Origin of the sequence: Burkholderia sp. LA-2-3-30-S1-D2, from assembly GCF_001523915.2 — a bacterium.
GTDB classification, from domain to species: Bacteria; Pseudomonadota; Gammaproteobacteria; order Burkholderiales; family Burkholderiaceae; genus Burkholderia; species Burkholderia diffusa.
Genome location: NZ_CP013383.1, coordinates 2,144,796 through 2,162,306 on the forward strand (window position 1 = coordinate 2,144,796; position 17,511 = coordinate 2,162,306).

15 protein-coding genes are annotated in these 17,511 nt (G+C 66.0%); 10 read left to right on the forward strand and 5 right to left on the reverse strand.

Annotated features, from left to right (window positions below; translation table 11 throughout):
* Positions 1-475 precede the first annotated feature (475 nt).
* The 6 genes from tssK (at position 476) to tssE (ending at position 8,172) form a co-directional block, all read left to right on the forward strand.
* Complete coding sequence (gene tssK, locus WS66_RS09860) at positions 476-1,825, forward strand: type VI secretion system baseplate subunit TssK (RefSeq protein WP_059601538.1); 1,350 nt, start codon at positions 476-478, stop codon at positions 1,823-1,825.
* Positions 1,825-2,580, forward strand: a complete 756-nt coding sequence (locus tag WS66_RS09865) for a DotU family type IV/VI secretion system protein (RefSeq protein WP_059601839.1) — start codon at positions 1,825-1,827, stop codon at positions 2,578-2,580. The genes tssK and WS66_RS09865 overlap by 1 nt, the downstream gene beginning before the upstream one ends.
* Entirely contained in the window at positions 2,577-4,355 is a 1,779-nt protein-coding gene (locus WS66_RS09870; RefSeq protein WP_059601537.1) for an OmpA family protein, read from the forward strand. Before WS66_RS09865 ends, WS66_RS09870 begins: the two co-directional genes overlap by 4 nt.
* A gap of 94 nt (positions 4,356-4,449) precedes the next feature.
* Entirely contained in the window at positions 4,450-4,935 is a 486-nt protein-coding gene (locus WS66_RS09875; protein ID WP_059601536.1) for an Hcp family type VI secretion system effector, read from the forward strand.
* 94 nt (positions 4,936-5,029) lie between these two features.
* Positions 5,030-7,750, forward strand: coding sequence for a type VI secretion system ATPase TssH (gene tssH, locus WS66_RS09880; protein ID WP_059601534.1), 2,721 nt, complete (start codon positions 5,030-5,032; stop codon positions 7,748-7,750).
* Positions 7,750-8,172, forward strand: a complete 423-nt coding sequence (gene tssE / locus WS66_RS09885) for a type VI secretion system baseplate subunit TssE (RefSeq protein ID WP_059601837.1) — start codon at positions 7,750-7,752, stop codon at positions 8,170-8,172. Before tssH ends, tssE begins: the two co-directional genes overlap by 1 nt.
* 10 nt (positions 8,173-8,182) lie before the next feature.
* Here tssE and WS66_RS09890 read toward each other — a convergent pair whose 3' ends face one another.
* Positions 8,183-8,968: an NAD(P)H-dependent oxidoreductase gene (locus WS66_RS09890; RefSeq protein WP_059601532.1), complete on the reverse strand. Its 786-nt coding sequence runs from the start codon at positions 8,966-8,968 to the stop codon at positions 8,183-8,185.
* Between the two features lie 86 nt (positions 8,969-9,054).
* On the opposite strand from WS66_RS09890, the gene WS66_RS09895 reads away from it, so the two are divergent.
* Positions 9,055-9,948: a LysR family transcriptional regulator gene (locus tag WS66_RS09895; protein ID WP_059601530.1), complete on the forward strand. Its 894-nt coding sequence runs from the start codon at positions 9,055-9,057 to the stop codon at positions 9,946-9,948.
* A 186-nt stretch (positions 9,949-10,134) separates the two neighbouring features.
* On the forward strand, positions 10,135-10,539 hold the full coding sequence (locus WS66_RS09900; RefSeq protein ID WP_059601528.1) for a DUF2471 family protein: 405 nt from the start codon (positions 10,135-10,137) through the stop codon (positions 10,537-10,539).
* Positions 10,540-10,738: 199 nt separating this feature from the next.
* Here WS66_RS09900 and WS66_RS09905 read toward each other — a convergent pair whose 3' ends face one another.
* A complete protein-coding gene (locus WS66_RS09905) occupies positions 10,739-12,772 on the reverse strand; it encodes an NADPH-dependent 2,4-dienoyl-CoA reductase (protein WP_059601526.1) in 2,034 nt (677 codons plus the stop codon).
* A 75-nt stretch (positions 12,773-12,847) separates the two neighbouring features.
* Here WS66_RS09905 and WS66_RS09910 point away from each other — a divergent pair, with 75 nt between their 5' ends.
* The gene (locus WS66_RS09910; RefSeq protein ID WP_059601524.1) at positions 12,848-13,930 is read left to right on the forward strand and encodes an AraC family transcriptional regulator; all 1,083 of its coding nucleotides are present in this window, start codon (positions 12,848-12,850) and stop codon (positions 13,928-13,930) included.
* Positions 13,931-14,204: 274 nt separating this feature from the next.
* Here the strand turns inward: WS66_RS09910 and WS66_RS09915 are convergent, their stop codons facing one another.
* From WS66_RS09915 to WS66_RS09925, 3 genes are all read right to left on the reverse strand, one after another.
* Entirely contained in the window at positions 14,205-14,654 is a 450-nt protein-coding gene (locus tag WS66_RS09915) for an aconitase X swivel domain-containing protein (RefSeq protein ID WP_059601521.1), read from the reverse strand.
* A complete protein-coding gene (locus WS66_RS09920) occupies positions 14,647-15,894 on the reverse strand; it encodes an aconitase X (protein ID WP_059601519.1) in 1,248 nt (415 codons plus the stop codon). Before WS66_RS09920 ends, WS66_RS09915 begins: the two co-directional genes overlap by 8 nt.
* A 67-nt stretch (positions 15,895-15,961) precedes the next feature.
* A complete protein-coding gene (locus WS66_RS09925; protein WP_059601516.1) occupies positions 15,962-16,390 on the reverse strand; it encodes a MarR family winged helix-turn-helix transcriptional regulator in 429 nt (142 codons plus the stop codon).
* A 110-nt stretch (positions 16,391-16,500) separates the two neighbouring features.
* Between WS66_RS09925 and WS66_RS09930 the strand changes: the two genes are divergently transcribed.
* Complete coding sequence (locus WS66_RS09930) at positions 16,501-17,421, forward strand: LysR family transcriptional regulator (protein ID WP_059601513.1); 921 nt, start codon at positions 16,501-16,503, stop codon at positions 17,419-17,421.
* Positions 17,422-17,511 lie beyond the last annotated feature (90 nt).

Here is a 17,511-nt window from a genome sequence, read left to right on the forward strand (position 1 = left end):
TCGACGAACGACCGAGTCGGATATTCGCGGTCCGATATTCGACTCAGGCGGCAGAAAATATCATGCCCCCTATCGGCAAGTAAACACGAAACTCGAATAATCTAAAATTGACAAAACAATACCTCACCCAAATAAGACAAGTCCGACTCCAATCCACCTATCAAAACACGCACACCGATACCTAAACACCCTCCATCAATCGTTATAAAATAAATCCAATTAAACACCACAAGCCATTGATTTACATGAACATATCCAAAGTAAATATGAGCTCGAAATCTCAATAAAAAGACCATACATCAACACTCCACACCCGGGAAACACCCCCATCCAACAAATCTCAAAATAAACACCACACTTATCTCAATTTAACCGAGACACTTTTCAACAAATTCCAAAAAGCGGGGTATACGAAAGCAGAAAACGACGTATAGAATCGGCGCCTCATAATTCCTACATCGGTATTGACCACACCATGCGGATCGACAAACCGCTCTGGCATGAAGGGCTGATTCTTACGCAGCAGCATTTCCAGCAGCAGGAGCGCTGGAACGGGTTCGCGCTGCAACAACTGGCTTCGGCGACCACCGTTGCTCCTTGGGGAACGCTGAGCGTCGACGTCGACGAGGAGGCACTGGCTTCGGGTCGCCTGAAGCTCACCCGGCTGCAATTGCGCTTCCCCGACGGTACGCCAATCGACACGACCGTCGCAGATGCGTTGCCGCCCGCGCGCGACCTCGTCGGCGAAATTCCCGCCGATGCCCAGCGCATCGACGTGCTGGCTGCACTTGCACTACCCGACGCGAACGGCAGCAACTGCCGTTTCGACGAAACGGCGCTGGCCCGCCCACGCCGCACGTATCGCGAGTTCGTCAAGGTGACGGACCTGAATGGCGCAAGCGAGACCGAAATCGCCGCCGAGCGCCATGCCGTACGGTTGTTGTTCGGCTCCGAATCGCATACGGACGACACCGTATGTCCGATCGCACGTCTGACGCGCACGACGAGCGGGCAGTTTCAGGTCGATCGCCGATACGTCCCGCCATGTCTGACGCTGTCCGGCCACACGCTGCATATCGAGCGCATCCAGCGAATCGCCGATATCCTCGCCGCCAAAAGCGCGCTCCTCGGTACGCGCCGCAGCGAGCGCATCGAGCAGGTAGCCGAGTACGGTGTCGCGGACGTTCAGCTCTTCTGGCTCCTGCACTGCATTCACCAGGCCTGGCCGCACCTGCGCTTCCTCGCGTCGCACCCGGGGCAGCCGACCGATCGCCTGTACCAGGTACTCGCGCAGTTGGCCGGTTCGCTGTCCACGTTCTCGACGCGCGTCTCGCTTACCGACATTCCGCCCTACGACCATGCGATTGCCCATGACGTCTTCGCGACGCTCGAATCGCTGATCCGCGATCTGCTCGATGCGATTATTCCGTCACGTGTCGTCTCGATCGGGCTCTCCCATACGACGCCGACTACCTGGGTCGGTCGGTTCCGGGACGAACGCATCGTCGAAGATGCTGCGGACTGGTATCTGTCCGTCAACGCCGCGCTGCCGGCGTTCGAGCTGATCGAGCAGTTTCCACGTCTTTGCAAGATCGGCGCGCCGGATGACGTCGAGCACATCGTCAATTCCGCCGTGGCGGGAATTCCGCTCAAAGCCGTGCAGCGAGTACCCGGCGCCATACCGGTCCGACTGGACAACCACTATTTCGCGCTTGACGCGCACGACGCCGCGCATGCGCGAATGATCGCCGCCCGCGCTTGCCAGATCTATCTGCCCGCCTCGATTCCCGACGCGTCGCTCGAACTGTATGCGGTGCTGCGATGATGAATGCCGTCGTCTCCACGCGTCACAAAGCTGCGCTGCTTGCACGCGATCCATCACCCGGTCACATCCATCGACCGTCGATGCGCGCGCTGCTGCGCGATACCGCATTGCTCGTCACTCACCTGTCGAACGGCGGCCAGGTCGACAACGCTGCAAGCCTGCGTCAGCAGTGCCGTCTGCTTGTCGCACAGTTCGCGACTGCGCTCGATGAACAAGGCATCGCCGCGGACGTACGAGATGACGCCGTCGTCGCCCAGTGCGGGCTGATCGACGAAACCGCACTGCGGCACTTGTCGGCTTCCGACAAGGCGAACTGGGAATCCACGCCGCTGCAGGTCGACCGATTCGGCACTCACGACGCCGGTACGCGCGTGTACGAACGGCTCGAGTACCGGATGCGCGAACCGGTTCCGAACGTCGACCTGCTCGAATGCTATGCGGTCGTTCTCGGCCTGGGGTTCCGCGGCCGCTATGCTGCCCGGTCCGGCTCGCCGGCCGACGCCCGCGACGGCGAGGCAAAGCGTCACGCACTGATCGCCGCGCTGGTAGCGCAGATCGATCGGTTGCGACCGGCCGCACGGCCGGGGTTCGTCACCGATCGCTCGAACACTCGACTGATCGACCGTCTCAGGAGCCTGTCGCCATGGGCGATCGCGGGAATGGCCTGCGTAATCGCGTTACTCGTCTGGTTCGCGTGGGATCGCATTCTCGATGCGGAACTGGCACGACTCGTCCAGAAAGTGAAACAGCCGTGACTTCGGACACCACGCTCCCATCGACGGCGACCCGCACCGATTCCGATGCCGCACGTGCAGCCCTGTCGGGCTTGGGCTATCCGCTGAGCACGGTCGTGACGCTGTCTGCTGCATTGGCGCTGGCCGTCATCGGATGGATTTTGCCCCTCGATCGCGGCGTCTTGTGGGGATGGGTCGCGATCGTCGTCGCACTCTCCGCGCTGATCCTCTGGTGGCATTCGCGCACATTGACGCGAGCCCGCGAACGGAACGCGCACGTGATTGCGCAACTCGGCGCGGCGACAGCCGACCTGCCTGTCGCATTGCGCACGAGAATGCCGCTCGCGCTCGTCACCGGTGACGGCCTGTCCGCGTTGTTCAATCGCGATGCGGCCCGGTCGCGTTTCGTCCATGTCGGCGACGGCGCAATCTGGTTGCGCGCCGATCGACCTCAGGACCTCCCCCGGCTGGCCGTGGCGGTCCGCCAGTGGCGAGACGGCCATGCGCCCGATTGCATCGTGCTGTCGGTCGCACCGAGCCTTCATGCGAACGACGATACGCTGTCGCAGTCGCTGCGCGTGACTCGGCAGGCCGTGGCGGATGCGTGCCGCATGCTCGGCACGTCGCTGCCGGGCTACGTCGCCATCTACCAGCGGCTCTCGGACGCGAATGCCGTTGCCACGCCTGTGGCCGGTGAATCGGCTGCCCAGTGGTATGGCATGTCGACGGGATCGGCAATCGTCGACATGCACCGCTTCGACACCGCAATCGATGCAGCCGAGTCGGATGCCCTCCATGCCGACAGCGGCCCGACGATCGCGGCACGCGCCACCGGAATCGCGTCGATGATCGGGTGGACCCGGCGCAGCGTGTTCGACACGCTGACGGACCGACGCCAGCCCGCATCTCCCTGGCCGTTGTTCGGCGCCTGCTGGATCGACCATGGCCCGGCAACCGGCCCGGGCAAACCATGGGAACGTGAAGTGCGCGACCTGACCGGTATCACCCCGGCCGCACTGCCTGCATCGCCGCTGCCCTGGCCATTGCCGCAGCCGCTGATCGACGCGGTGCCGCGCCAGCCGCGGCGATCTCCCCGCCTCATTGCCGTCGCGCACGTCGTTGCGATCGTCGCCTGCGCCGCAATCGCCGCCATCTGCGGAGCCGCGAAGAACAACGCTGCGTTGATGACACGCATCGGCGAGCATCTCGAACGCTACAACGGTATCCCGGCCACGCGGGACGCGGCAAGGCGCGATGCGCTCGGGTCCCTTGCGTCGGACCGCGATCAGCTCGACGGGTACGCGCGCGTCGGCGTTCCGCTTCGGCTATCGTTCGGCACCTACCGGGGCGCGGCGCTGCTGCCGATCCTCAACGAGGCGATCGCCTCGTACGAACCACCCGCGCCGCCGCCCACCGTCGTCACGCTGGACAGCATGTCGCTGTTCGACAGCGGCAAGGCACAGCTCAAGACCGGCACGATGCGCGCGATGGTCGATGCGCTCCAGTTGATCAAGACCCACCCCGGCAAGCGCGTGCTGATCGCAGGCTACGCGGACGACAAGGGCCGTCCCGATCGCAACCTGAAGCTGTCGATCGATCGCGCTTCGGCCGTGCGTGACTGGCTTGTCGATGCATCCGGCATCCCGCCGACACAGTTCGCGATCCAGGGCTACGGCGATACGCGGCCGGTCGCGGACAACGCCACCCCGGAAGGGCGGGCGAAGAATCGCCGAGTCGAAATCACGCTCGTCCCCGATACACCGGCGCCGGTCATCCCGACCAGCACCGTGAAGTAATACGCATTTGGGTTCCCGGGGCGACCGCCCCGGGCTTGTCAGCGCCGGGCTCCGGTTCCGGCGATTCGCAGTACGAAGAAGAAGGAGTGAAAGAATGGCAATTCCGGCCTACATGTGGCTCAAGGACGACGGTGGCGCGGACATCAAGGGTTCGGTGACCGTACAGGATCGTGAAGGGAGCATCGAACTGGTTGCGTTCGATCATGGTGTGCACATCCCGACCGACGGCAATACGGGCAAGCTGACCGGCACGCGCGTGCACAAGCCGATCACGCTGACGAAGGAAACGGACGCGTCCACGCCATACCTGTACAAGGCCGTGACGACCGGCCAGACGCTGAAGTCGGTCGAGATCAAGTGGTACCGCATCGACGATGCGGGCAAGGAGAAGGAGTACTTCAACACGAAGCTCGACAACGTGAAGATCGTGGCAGTGAAGCCGAAGATGCTCGACATCAAGAACCCCGACTACGAGAAGCACAACCATCTCGAAGACGTGGAACTGCGTTACGAGACGATCACGTGGTCGTACAAGGACGGCAACATCATCCACAAGGACACCTGGAACGAACGTTCCTGATGTGCTGACCTGCTGGCGGAATCCTTCGTGTTTGCACGGCGGGATTCCGCCGCTCCGGGCGCCCGCCCTCTTCCCTTCGTGATCCGCTACCGACATGACGCCGCCTCTCCGGGACGCTTCCCATCTCATTCGTCGCCTCAATCCCCACTGTACGCGTGCGCTCGAGGCCGCCGCGAGTCTTTGCCAGACTCGGCTCGCGGATGAAATCACGGTCGAGCACTGGGTGCTGAAGCTGATCGAAGCAGACGACGGCGACATTCCCGCGCTTTTGCGCCACTACGACCTCGACATCGACGCCGTCTGGGACGCCATGCTCGACGTGATCGACCGCATGCCCCGCACGCTGCGCGACATGCCGACGCTGTCGCGGCAACTCGCGACGGTGATCGAGGATGCGTGGACGCATGCGATGGCCGACGACCCCGACAGCACCATTCGCTCCGGACATCTGCTGCAGGCTATCGTCGACGCGCCGCACGTGCTGCGCACCCAGCGGGCTTGGCCGTTGCTGTCAATCCCCAGTGTGCAAATCCGGCGCGTGCTGCCCCGGCTCGGAAGACTATCTTGCGAAAACGCCGTTCACGAACCCGTGTCGACACGCGAAACCGCCCCGGTCGACACGCTGCCGGGCGACGGAACGGCGACGACCCCCTCCTCCGCGCCGCACGCGCCCGCGCGCACGATCGAGCATGACGTGCTCGCCCGCTTCGCACTCGACCTGACCGACAAGGCGCGTCGCGGCGAAATCGATCCCGTCTTCGGACGCGATCGCGAGATCCGCCAGATGATCGATGTGCTCGCACGCCGCCGCAAGAACAATCCGATCCTGGTCGGCGAACCGGGTGTCGGCAAGACCGCGCTCGTCGAAGGACTCGCATTGCGCGTGGTCGATGGCAACGTGCCGGAAACGATCCGCGGCACACGCATCCTCACGCTCGATCTGGGGCTGCTGCAGGCCGGGGCAGGCGTGAAAGGCGAATTCGAGCAACGGCTGAAGAACGTGATCGACGAGGTACGCGCTTCGACGACACCGATCCTGCTGTTCATCGACGAGGCGCATACGCTGATCGGCGCAGGGAACGCGGCGGGCGGCGCCGACGCGGCCAACCTGCTCAAGCCGGCGCTCGCGCGCGGCGAGCTGCGCACGATCGCGGCCACCACGTGGGCCGAATACAAGGAATACTTCGAACGGGATGCCGCACTCGAACGGCGCTTCCAGGTCATCAAGGTCGACGAGCCGGACGACGAAGCAGCCTGCCTGATGCTGCGCGGGCTCGCGAGCCGCTATGCGAAGCATCATGATGTCCACATCCGCGACGAGGCGATCGTCGCGGCCGTGCGGCTGTCGCGCCGCTACATTCCGGCCCGGCAACTGCCGGACAAGGCCGTCGATCTGATCGATACGGCGGCCGCGCGCGTGAGGATGGCGCTCGACGTACCGCCGGCGGAACTGCAGCAGGCGCGCGCCACGCTGGCGGCGCTCGAACTGGAGCGCGCCGCGCTCGATGCGGACGCCCGCGCCGGCATTGCCGACGTCGCCGGGCGGTACGTCGCGATCGACTCGGAACACGAAGACGTGCGCGACACCGCCGATGCACTGCTCGGCCAGTACATGCGAGAACGCGAACTCGTCGGCATCCTGCGCACCCTCCGTGGCTCGACCGAGCAGGCGCCCGACCCGACAGCCGTTTCCAACACGCTCGACGCGTTGTCGACGATTCAGGGCAAAGCGCCGATGATCTCCCCCGACGTCGACGCACAATCCATCGCACGCGTCGTCGCCGAATGGACGGGCGTGCCGGTCGGCAATCTCGTCGAGGACGAACTGCTGCGCCTGCTCGCACTCGAGTCGACGCTCGCGACACGCGTGGTCGGACAGGACGACGCGATCGACGCGCTGGCGGAGAGCCTGCGCACCGCCAAGGCCGGGCTGAAGAGCGAACACGCGCCGCTCGGCGTGTTCCTGCTGGCGGGGCCATCCGGCGTCGGCAAGACCGAAACCGCGCTGGCGCTCGCCGATCTGCTGTTCGGTGGCGAAGCTGCGCTGACGACCATCAACCTGTCCGAGTACCAGGAAGCGCACACTGTGTCGCAGCTCAAGGGGTCGCCACCCGGTTACGTCGGGTACGGCCGCGGCGGTGTTCTCACCGAAGCCGTGCGTCAGCGCCCTTACAGCGTCGTGCTGCTGGACGAAGTGGAGAAGGCGCATCGCGACGTACTCGACATCTTCTATCAAGTATTCGATCGCGGCACGATGCGCGACGGCGAGGGGCGCGAGATCGACTTCCGCAACTGCGTGATCGTGATGACGTCCAATCTCGGCAGCACGCAGATCGACGAGGCGACGGCCGACGAGGCGACGGCCGACGATGCGTCGATCACGCAGGCCGCGTTGCGTGAAGCCATTCATCCGCAACTGGTCGCGCATTTTCAGCCGGCGCTGCTCGCGCGCTTCCAGACGCTCGTCTATCGGCCGCTGGATGCCGCGACGCTCGCGTCGATCGTGCGGATCAAACTGGACAAGATCGCCGGACGCCTGCACCGGCAACATGCCGTGACACTGACGTACGCGGACGATCTGGTCGAATCGATTGCGCGGCACTGCGTGTCTCGGGAATCCGGTGCACGCAGTGTCGACGCGTTCCTGAACCAGCGCGTGCTGCCGGTCGTTTCCCGCGAATTGCTTGCCCGGATGGCGTCGGGTATCACGCCACGGCAGATCTCGTTGTCCTCGACGGCCGAAGGCGCGTTGACGATCAATTTCGTCGACGTGCCGGCGAAGGTCGACGGCAGCGCCACGCGATGGAGCCACTGATGACCGCCAGCCCGTCCCTCTACGACATGTTGCTCGGCCAGATCGACGGCGAGCCGATCGGCGCTTACAGCGACCGGACGCTCGAATGCCTGAGCGTTCAACAGAACGTGCGCCGCATTCTCAATACGCGGGCCGGCGCGCTCAAGCACCTGCCCGACTACGGGCTGCCCGACCTCACGAATATCTACAAGGCATTGCCCGCGTCGGCGCATTTGCTCAAGCAGCAGATGGAAGCCACGCTACTGAAATACGAGCCGCGCATCCGTTCGATCGACGTCGGGATCGTCGACAATCGCGATCCCGGCATCCTGGTCAGCTTCGAGATGACATGCCATCTCAAGAACACCGGGCTCGTGCGCTTCGGCACCTATTTTGAACCGCCGGGCCGCCTGCGCGTCGAACGGCGCATCGACCGGTCGTGATCGCACATCCTCACCGCCCGTGCGCCAGATGCGCCGCAAACCCCACCTTCTCCGGCGCGATCTCCGCCTTCAGCGTCAGCGCCGGAATCTCGTAGTCGCCCGCATTCTGCCGCCGGAACGGAATCGGCTGCGCGGTCCACAGTTCGTCCAGACGCTTGCCGAGCGCAGCACGCGTTTCGTCGAAGCGCACGTCGTTCATCCGCCCCGTCCGGTAGATCACGAACGGCGGCAGCACGTCGAACCCCGGGTAATACAGGATCCCGTGCTGGATCGGAAACAGCACGTCGTCGATCGGCCCGTTGATGCCGCGTGCGCTGTAGTGCGACTCCCAGCCGCCCGTCGTGACGATCACCATCGCCCGCTTGCCCGCCAGCGAGCCCTCGCCGTAACGGTCGCCCCAATGCTGGTCGGAATGCTCGCCGACGCCGTACGCGAAGCCATACGCATACACGCGCTCGACCCAGCCCTTCATGATCGCCGGCATCGAGAACCACCACAGCGGAAACTGCAGGATCACCGCGTCGGCCCACTTCAGCTTGGCCTGTTCGCGCGCGATGTCGTCGCGCTGCGTGCCCGTTTCGAACGCGCGCTTCGAATCGAGCGCGGGATCGAAGCGCGCGTCGGGCGCACGGTCGGTCACGTCATGCGCATCGAACGCGGCCTTCCAGTTCATCGCGTACAGATCGGTCACCTGCACGGCATGGCCCGCGGCTTGGAGATGCTCGACCGCGAAGTCGCGCAGCGCGCCGTTCAGCGAACGCGGTTCCGGATGGGCATAAACGATCAGCACATTCATGTTCGTCACTCCGTTGATTGAATGACTGCAGGATGCCGTCGCCGACGGTATATTGGAAATGAATTCCGGATATTCCAGGTATAGCCATGAACAATCTCAGACGACTGGATCTGAACCTGCTGGTCACGCTCGACGTGCTGCTCGCCGAGCACAACGTCACGCGGGCGGCCGAGAAACTGAACATGTCGCAGCCGTCGGTCAGCGTGCAGTTGCAGAAACTGCGCGATCTGTTCGGCGATCCGCTGCTGCTGCCGGGGCCGCGCGGGATGCGGCCGACCGCGCGCGCGGAAACGCTGCGCGCGCCGCTACGGGATGCACTCGAAGCCGTCGAACGCGCGGTGCTGACGGCCACGCCGTTCGATCCAGCAATCGCGACGAACACGTGGCGCGTGGCCGCGACCGACTATGGCGAATCGACGATCGTCCTGCCCGCGCTGAACACGTTGCGATCGGCCGCCCCCGCGACGCGACTCGCCGTCGTCGAGCTCGTACCGCCGCGCATCGGGCAGGACGCGGAGCGAAACGGCATCGACCTGGCCTTCCACACGACAGAAGGTTCGCCGGAGGGGATGCGGCGCCTGCCGCTGTTCGTCGAGCGCTACGTGCTCGTCGGCCGCGCCGGGCATCCGAAGCTGAAGCGGCGCCCGACGCTCGCGCAGTTCGGCGCGCTGGAACACGTGATCGTGTCGCCCGACGGGGGCGGCTTCATCGGCGTGACCGACGAAACGCTCGCGAAGGCGGGCGCCGCGCGGCGTGTCGTGCTGTCCGTTCCGCATTTCCTGTTCGTGATGTCGGCCGTCGCCAGCACGGATCTCGTCGCGATGCTGCCCGAGCGGCTGGTGCGCGACGTGCCCGCGCTGCGCGTGGTGGAAGCGCCGGTCGAGGTGCCCGGCTACGAAATGTCGATGCTCTGGCACGAGCGCGTGCATCGCGATCCCGCTCATCGGTGGTTGCGGGAGACGATCGCGGCGTCGGTGTAAATCGTTCGCGAAAGCCGCGCGGTGCGCGCGTCGGGCAGCGTCGCCGCCGCGCTCGCCCCCGTGCCGGCAAACAGACATGCATTCAGGACTTGAAACCGCCTCGAACACTGTATATATTTACAGTGCTTTTGCACCATTTGACCCGAATTCCGTCACCCATGACGGACGGACTTTTGTGAGGCGACCATGTTCCAGTCATCCGCATTCGATCCCGAGCAACCCGGCTTCAACCCCGCGCACTTCGAGCGTGCCGCGCAGCGGGCAGTCGTCGACCTACAGCGTGTCGTCGGCGGGCCCGCGCAACGCGCGCTCGGCCTGCGACGCCGCACGCATCCAGCCGCCGTCCGCACAATGAGCTGGCAGGCGCTGCTGAACGTCGAGGAACTCGCGTTTTCGAATACCGGTTTCCTGAGCCGCAACGATCCGACCGTCGTCGATGCGTTCATCCGCCTGCGCGATAGCCGGCTGGTCGCGGCGGATGTCGAGGAACCGGTCGACTGGCGTCGCGACGACGACGACCTGCCGGCCGTCTACCTGATCGTCAAGGCGATGCTGGAAGCGGAAGAGGAAGAGCGGGCCGAAGCGGCCTGACGTCCGCCGGCCAGTGGCGAATGGTGTTCTGCCAGAATCGCGTCGCCACGTTGCATGGCGACGCGGTGCATCCTTTCCAGATTGTCCGCATGCCCCGGCACGTCGAATGAATCACCGCGCGGGAAGTCGCGAGGCGTCGCGCAGGCGGGCCATCGCCGCGTGACGCACTCCGCCGCTTCGCAACCCGGAACGACGCCCGTTACAGCCGCGCCGCGAGCCGCGATCCCTGATCGATCGCCCGTTTCGCATCGAGCTCGGCGGCCAGTTCCGCACCACCGATCAGATGCACCGAGCGTCCGGCCGCCTGCAACGGCGCAAGCAGCGCGCGCTGCGGTTCCTGCCCCGTGCACAGCACGATCGTGTCGGCTTCGATCAGTTCATGATCGGTGCGCTGCTCGCCGTACGATACGTGCAACCCGCGCGCATCGATCAGTTCGTAGTTCACGCCGCCGATCATCTTCACCTGCTTCATCTTCAGCGTCGCGCGGTGAATCCAGCCGGTCGTCTTGCCGAGCCCCTTGCCGAGCGGCGCGGCCTTGCGCTGCAGCAGCGTCACTTCGCGAGCCGGCGCCGCGACCTGCGCGCGCGTCACGCCGCCGCGCGTCGCGGCCGGATCGGTCACGCCCCACTCCGCTTTCCACTCTTCCAGATCGAGCGTCGGCGACTCGCCGCCTTGCACCAGATATTCGGCGACGTCGAAGCCGATGCCGCCGGCGCCGACCACCGCGACACGCTGGCCAACCGGCTGCCCGCCAGCCAGCACGTCGATGTAGCTGAGCACGTTCGGCCCATCCTGGCCGGGAATCTTCGGGTCGCGCGGCGCCACGCCGGTCGCGAGCACGATCTCGTCGTAGCCGCCGGCGATCAGGTCGCTCGCGTCGACGCGGCGATTCAGGTGCAGGTTCACGCCGGTCAGCTCGACCTGACGGCCGAAATAACGCAGCGCTTCGTCGAACTCCTCCTTGCCCGGAATCCGCTTCGCCATGTTGAACTGGCCGCCGATCTCCGGCGCCGCGTCGAACAGGTCGACGTGGTGGCCGCGCTGCGCGAGCACGGTCGAGCACGCGAGCCCGGCCGGCCCGGCGCCGACCACCGCGATCCGCTTGGGCTGCTGCACGCGCGTATAAACCAGCTCGGTCTCGTGGCATGCGCGCGGGTTCAGCAGGCATGACGCGATCTTGTTCTTGAACGCGTGATCGAGACACGCCTGGTTGCAGCCGATGCAGGTGTTGATCTCGTCTGCCCGGCCTTGCGCGGCCTTGACGACGAACTCGGCATCGGCGAGCAGCGGGCGCGCCATCGACACCATGTCCGCGCAGCCGTCCGCGAGAATCTGCTCGGCCACCTCGGGCCGGTTGATCCGGTTGGTCGTCACGAGCGGAATGCCGACCTCGCCCTTCATCTTCTTCGTCACCCACGCGAACGCGCCGCGCGGCACGGACGTCGCGATAGTCGGCACGCGCGCCTCGTGCCAGCCGATCCCGGTATTGATGATGGTCGCGCCCGCGCGCTCGACGGCCTTCGCGAGCTGCACGGTCTCGCTCCAGTCGCTGCCGTCCGGAATCAGGTCGAGCATCGACAGCCGGTAGATCAGAATGAAGTCGCGGCCGACCGCCTCGCGCGTGCGCTCGACGATCTCGATCGGCAACCGGATCCGGTTCTCGTACGAACCGCCCCACTGGTCGCTGCGCTTGTTCGTATGCATCGAGATGAACTGGTTGATCAGGTAGCCCTCGGAGCCCATGATCTCGACGCCGTCGTAGCCGCCCTCGCGCGCAAGCTGCGCGCAGCGGACGAACGCGCGGATCTGCCGCTCGACGCCGCGCGCGCTGAGTTCGTGCGGCGCGAACGGCGAGATCGGCGACTTGATCTTCGACGGCGCGACCGCGAACGGGTGGTAGCCGTAGCGGCCGGTATGCAGGATCTGCAGCGCGATCTTGCCGTCGTCCGCATGCACGGCATCGGTGATCACGCGATGGCGCCGCGCGCCGGCCGACGTCATCAGCGTGCCGCCGAACGGCTTGGTCCAGCCGGCCACGTTCGGCGCGAAGCCGCCGGTCACGATCAGGCCCACGCCGCCGCGCGCGCGTTCGGCGAAATAGTCGGCGAGCCGCGGCAGCGTCTTGCGGCTGTCCTCGAGGCCCGTGTGCATCGAGCCCATCAGCACCCGATTCTTCAGCGTGGTGAAGCCCAGGTCGAGCGGCGCGAGCAGGTGGGGAAAGGAAGTCGTCATGGTGAGTCTGCCGATAATCGATACGTCCATCGTAGGCCGCGCGCCGCCTTGAACGTGAGGGGGCAAACAGCCATAATGCTTGTCATTTCCGGCCAAATCGACATGACCTCCCCGTCACGCAAGGACCACCTCGGGCTACGCCGGCCGACGATTCCGGTCGCCTATACGCGCCTGCTGCTGCAGGCGCTCGCCGAGCGCGGCGTCGATCCGGCCGCCGTGCGCGCGGGAACCGGGCTGCGCGACGCCGTGCTGGCCGAACCGGACGCGCGCGTCGCGCCGTCGCAATGGGGCCGGCTCGTGCTCAACGCGATCGAGATCGGCGGCGATCCGGGCATCGGGCTCGCGTTCGGGCTGCTGCTGAAGCCGACCGTGCACGGCTTCCTCGGTTATGCGACGCTGACCGCGCGGGACATCCGCGAAGCACTGGTCGTCACGCAGCGCTACTTCCGGATGCGCAACCGCCAGTATCGGCTGACCTATGCGGAGGACGAACACGGCGCGACGCTCGAACTGCACGGCGTGCAGGCAAGCCCGGTGCTGCAACATCACGTGATGTTCGAGTTCGTGCTGACGGGGCTCGCGCAGAACATCTCGCAGTGGTCCGGGCGCGCATCGCCGCCGATCGCGCTGCGCTTCGCATGGCCGCAGCCCGATTACTTCGCACGCTATCGCGACCAGCTGCCGCCGGTCGAATTCGGCTGTGCGGCGAACGCGCTGTGGATCGCCCGCGACGTACTCGACTGGCCGCTGCCGCTCGCCGACGAAGTCGCGCACCGGCAAGCGCTCGTGCAGGTCGAGCGCGAGTATGCGCAGGTGCGTCAGGAGGAAGGCGATCTCGTCGGGCGCGTGCGCGCGGAACTGGCGCGAACGGCCGGCAACTATTCAAGTCCGGAGGCGCTCGCCGACGCGCTGCTCGTGTCGACGCGCACGTTGCGGCGCCGGCTCGAGGAAGCCGGGTCGAGCTACCGGCAACTGCTCGACGAAGCGCGGTTTCGCGACGCGAAGCAGTTGCTGTCCGCGTCGGATCTCGACCTGAAGACGATCGCCGAGCGGCTGCAGTTCACCGATCCGGCGAATTTCACGCGGGCATTCCGGCGCTGGGCCGGGCAGACGCCGAGCGCCTATCGGGAAGCGGCCGCCGCAACCACGCGCGAATGACCGGCGAACGCAGGCGGCACTACGCGCCCCGTCGGGATTTCATCGTCGGGTCGAACGGCAATCGGCCGCTTCGTGCCGAGCACGATCCTGCGTTCGGCGTTCGGCGTTCGGCGTTCGGCGTTCACCGTTCACCGTTCACCGTTCACCGTTCAGCCTGATTGTATGGTCCGAAATCCGGCGGCCCGCACGACCGGCCGGCAAGAAATGCGCTGTCGCTCGTGCGGGAAGATCCGCCGCGCACCCGCTTCCTCCGAGCCGGCGAGCGCGTGACGCGTCAGCTGCCGACGTCGATCCGCGCGCAGCCGTCACCCTCGCCTGCCTCGATCCGCACATCGCCCGTCGCGGCGACGATCGCGTCGTACACCGCATCGTTCACGCACACCACCGGCACCGCGATCGCATACAGTTCGGCGGCGACGATCGCGCCGATCGAGATGATCAGGTCGCGCTCCTTCAGCACGATCCCGACCGGCCCCGTGCCATTGCGCACCGCTTCCGCGAGCACGCTGCTGCTCGAACTCGATCCCTTCGCGTGCGGCATCACCATGATCCGGCCGGCCAGGCTCGCGCCCGCTTGCGGATGCCCGCGATCGACGATCCGCCCCGCGCCCGAGTCGTAGCCGCCCCAGAAGCTGAGCGGCTTGTCGAGCACGATCGTCTTCGCGCATGCGCTGCCCGGCACGAGCGTATCGCCCGTCAGTTTCCGAACCATTGCTTCAGTCATCGAATCGCACCTTTCCCTCGAACGCGGAGCGCACGCACTCGCGCATGCTGCCGTACGCCACCGTGACGCCAATGTTCGCGGGCGCGTACGACGCCCACTTCCCCGAGTTCGTCATCACCAGGCCCGACAGCTGTTTCATCACCGGCGTGATGTACGTGCAGGTGTCGACGACGATCTGGATGCCGCGCGCGTCGAACTTGCCGGCAAGCCCGAGCTCGTCCAGTTCCCACAGGATGAAGCGGCTCGTGTTCACGTAGAAATCGCACTTCGGCTTGCCGTCGAACTGGTCGAGCAGCGCGTCGAGCGTGCGGAATTCGGCCAGCGAGAAGTGCGGCGTGCCGAGCGCGACCGCGACGAGCGCATCGCCGGCCGCACCGTGGTTCAGCGTGCGGCGGATCTCGTCGAGATCGGCCATCGTGACATCGACGGTTCGCTGCGCCGCCTGCCCGTGCAGTGCGGCGTCGAGCGTCGGCGCCTCGGGCGTGACGCCCACCGCATGGAACAGCGCGACCGCGCCGCTCGATGCGGCGGCCGCGCCGAGCGCCTTGAGTTCGTCTTCGGTGGTGTCGGCCGGCAGCCCGACGATCGCCGGCACGGTTGCACCGGCGATCCGGCCGATCAGCAATCCGAGCGCCGCGAAGTAGATGTCGCGCGACGGCCGGTTGCCGAAGTCCGGCGCGTTGAACACGATCCGTGCCGCGCGATTCGATTCGACGTGCAGCCCCGCATACGGCGCGCGCCCGGTGATCGCGGCGGCCAGATCGAGAAAGTCGCCGTAGCGGCTGGTGCGCGCGCCGAGCACCGAGTTGGCGAACACGATCGCATTGGATTCGGCCCACGCGATCTGCTCGCCCAGGCGCGGACGATTCTTCAGTTGATACGGTGCGCACGTGAAGCTCGACGCGCAGCCGAGCTGGAGATGCGCGTCCATCAGGCGTTGCGCGTCGCGCTGGATCGTGCGGTCGCCGTGATACAGCTCGGGATGGATCAGGTCGAGCGACCCGACGTTCAGCGTGGTCGGCACCGCGACCTGCGCGCCGGTGTCGACGAAATATTCGACGAAGTCGAGGCTGGTCTGGCCGTGGTAAAGACAGCCGTCGATATGCGCGGACGTGATGTCGATCAGGTGCGGCGCCGACATGACGTCGGCCGTGCGCGCGACGATGCGCATTGCGCGCGCGACGCCGTCGCCGAATGCGCCGCGCAACATCGCATCGTCGCGCTCGCTCAACTGCAGCATGGGGGACTCCTCGTGTCTCGTCCGGTGGATCCGGATCGCTTTTGTCATACTACCGCGCGCGTTGCGCCTATCGCTGCGCCGTCAGGCTGAACAGCTCGTCGCGCAGTGCCTTGGCGCGGCCGCGGCCGAACTGCGTCTCGAACTCGTCCTGCGCGGCCTGCCACGCGACTTTCGCCTGCGCGTAGGTGCGCTCGCCGAGCTTCGTCAGGCTGAGCGCGTGCGCGCGCGCGTCGTGCTCGGATGCGGCCGCGGCAACAAAGCCGTCGCGCTGCAGCGGCTTCAGCGCGCGCAACAGCGTCGTGCGATCCATCACCAGCGTGTCGGCGAGTTCGCTCATCACCAGGCCGGGCCGGTGCGACAGATTCGCCATGATCGAGAACTGCGCGGGCGTGACGCCGACCGGGGCCAGATGTCGCTCGTAAAGTTGCGTGACGAAGCGCGCCGCCTGACGCAGCGCGAGGCAATTGCAGGCCTGGGCGATCTGGATATCGTTCATGATCGGCAATTTATATGTGCATATGCATAAAGTCAATGTACACTCCGCCGTAACATGGCCGGGCCGGCCGCGTGCATCAGGCGCCCCGCCATCGCCTCGAGGAGACGGACATGGACTACATCGACAAGCTGCGGATCTTCCGGTCGGTGGTGGAAATGCGCAGCTTCACGCGCGCCGCCGACATGCACGGCCTCGCGCGGCCGGTCGTGTCGCGGGCGGTCGCGGATCTGGAGGCGCGCTTCGGCAGTCGCCTGCTGCACCGGACCACGCGCCAGGTCTCGCTGACCGAGACCGCCGAGCGCATCTACGAACGCTGCGCGGCCGTGCTCGACGAACTCGATTCGCTGGAAGCGCAGGCGCAGTCGCACACGCGCGAGCCCGAGGGGCTGCTGCGCCTCGTCGCGCACACGACGGCCGCGCTCAACCGGCTCGTACCGCTGATCGCCGGCTTCAAGGCCGCGCATCCGAAGGTGCGCCTCGACGTCACGCTGACCGAGCGCCCGGTCGACCTCGTCGGCGAAGGCTACGACATAGGCATCGTCGTGCCGTACATGCTGACGAGCGAGACGACCGTCGTGCGGCTGGTCGAACGCATACCCGTCGTGATCGTCGCGACGCCCGCGTATCTGCGCACGCATGCGCGTCCCGAAACGCCGACCGACCTCGCCGGTCATGCGTTCATCCCGATGTCGCCGTCGCTGCGCCGGCCCGCGCTGTCGTTCCGCGTCGACGGTGACACGCTGGTCGTGCCGTTGAGCTTCGACATCTCGTCGAACAGCCCCGTCTTCAACCGCGAAATGGTGATGCATGACTTCGGTATCGGCGTCGTGCCGAGAACGCTCGTCGAAGCAGAGCTCGCGTCGGGCGCGCTCGTGCAGTTGCTCGACGGTGCCGACCTCGTCGACGCGTTCGTCGAAATCAAGCTCGCTTACGCGAACCGCGCGCTGCTGCCGGCGAAGGTCAAGGCGTTCATCGACTACACGGCCGCGTACTGCGACCGCCAAGGCGGGATTGTTCCGGCCGCTGCCTGATCCGGCGCAAAAACGCGCCGTTCCATCGTCGATTGGTACAGCCACGGCACCAATCTGATCCCGCACCGCCACTCGCTTCCGCCCGCTCTG

Excerpts from the sequence above, each read along its gene's own strand:
- tssK (WP_059601538.1), top strand. The coding sequence starts at position 476 with ATGCGGATCGACAAACCGCTCTGGCATGAAGGGCTGATTCTTACGCAG.
- WS66_RS09865 (WP_059601839.1), top strand. The coding sequence starts at position 1,825 with ATGAATGCCGTCGTCTCCACGCGTCACAAAGCTGCGCTGCTTGCACGC.
- WS66_RS09875 (WP_059601536.1), top strand. The coding sequence starts at position 4,450 with ATGGCAATTCCGGCCTACATGTGGCTCAAGGACGACGGTGGCGCGGAC.
- tssH (WP_059601534.1), top strand. The coding sequence starts at position 5,030 with ATGACGCCGCCTCTCCGGGACGCTTCCCATCTCATTCGTCGCCTCAAT.
- tssE (WP_059601837.1), top strand. The coding sequence starts at position 7,750 with ATGACCGCCAGCCCGTCCCTCTACGACATGTTGCTCGGCCAGATCGAC.
- WS66_RS09890 (WP_059601532.1), bottom strand. The coding sequence starts at position 8,968 with ATGAATGTGCTGATCGTTTATGCCCATCCGGAACCGCGTTCGCTGAAC.
- WS66_RS09895 (WP_059601530.1), top strand. The coding sequence starts at position 9,055 with ATGAACAATCTCAGACGACTGGATCTGAACCTGCTGGTCACGCTCGAC.
- WS66_RS09900 (WP_059601528.1), top strand. The coding sequence starts at position 10,135 with ATGTTCCAGTCATCCGCATTCGATCCCGAGCAACCCGGCTTCAACCCC.
- WS66_RS09905 (WP_059601526.1), bottom strand. The coding sequence starts at position 12,772 with ATGACGACTTCCTTTCCCCACCTGCTCGCGCCGCTCGACCTGGGCTTC.
- WS66_RS09910 (WP_059601524.1), top strand. The coding sequence starts at position 12,848 with ATGCTTGTCATTTCCGGCCAAATCGACATGACCTCCCCGTCACGCAAG.
- WS66_RS09915 (WP_059601521.1), bottom strand. The coding sequence starts at position 14,654 with ATGACTGAAGCAATGGTTCGGAAACTGACGGGCGATACGCTCGTGCCG.
- WS66_RS09920 (WP_059601519.1), bottom strand. The coding sequence starts at position 15,894 with ATGCTGCAGTTGAGCGAGCGCGACGATGCGATGTTGCGCGGCGCATTC.
- WS66_RS09925 (WP_059601516.1), bottom strand. The coding sequence starts at position 16,390 with ATGAACGATATCCAGATCGCCCAGGCCTGCAATTGCCTCGCGCTGCGT.
- WS66_RS09930 (WP_059601513.1), top strand. The coding sequence starts at position 16,501 with ATGGACTACATCGACAAGCTGCGGATCTTCCGGTCGGTGGTGGAAATG.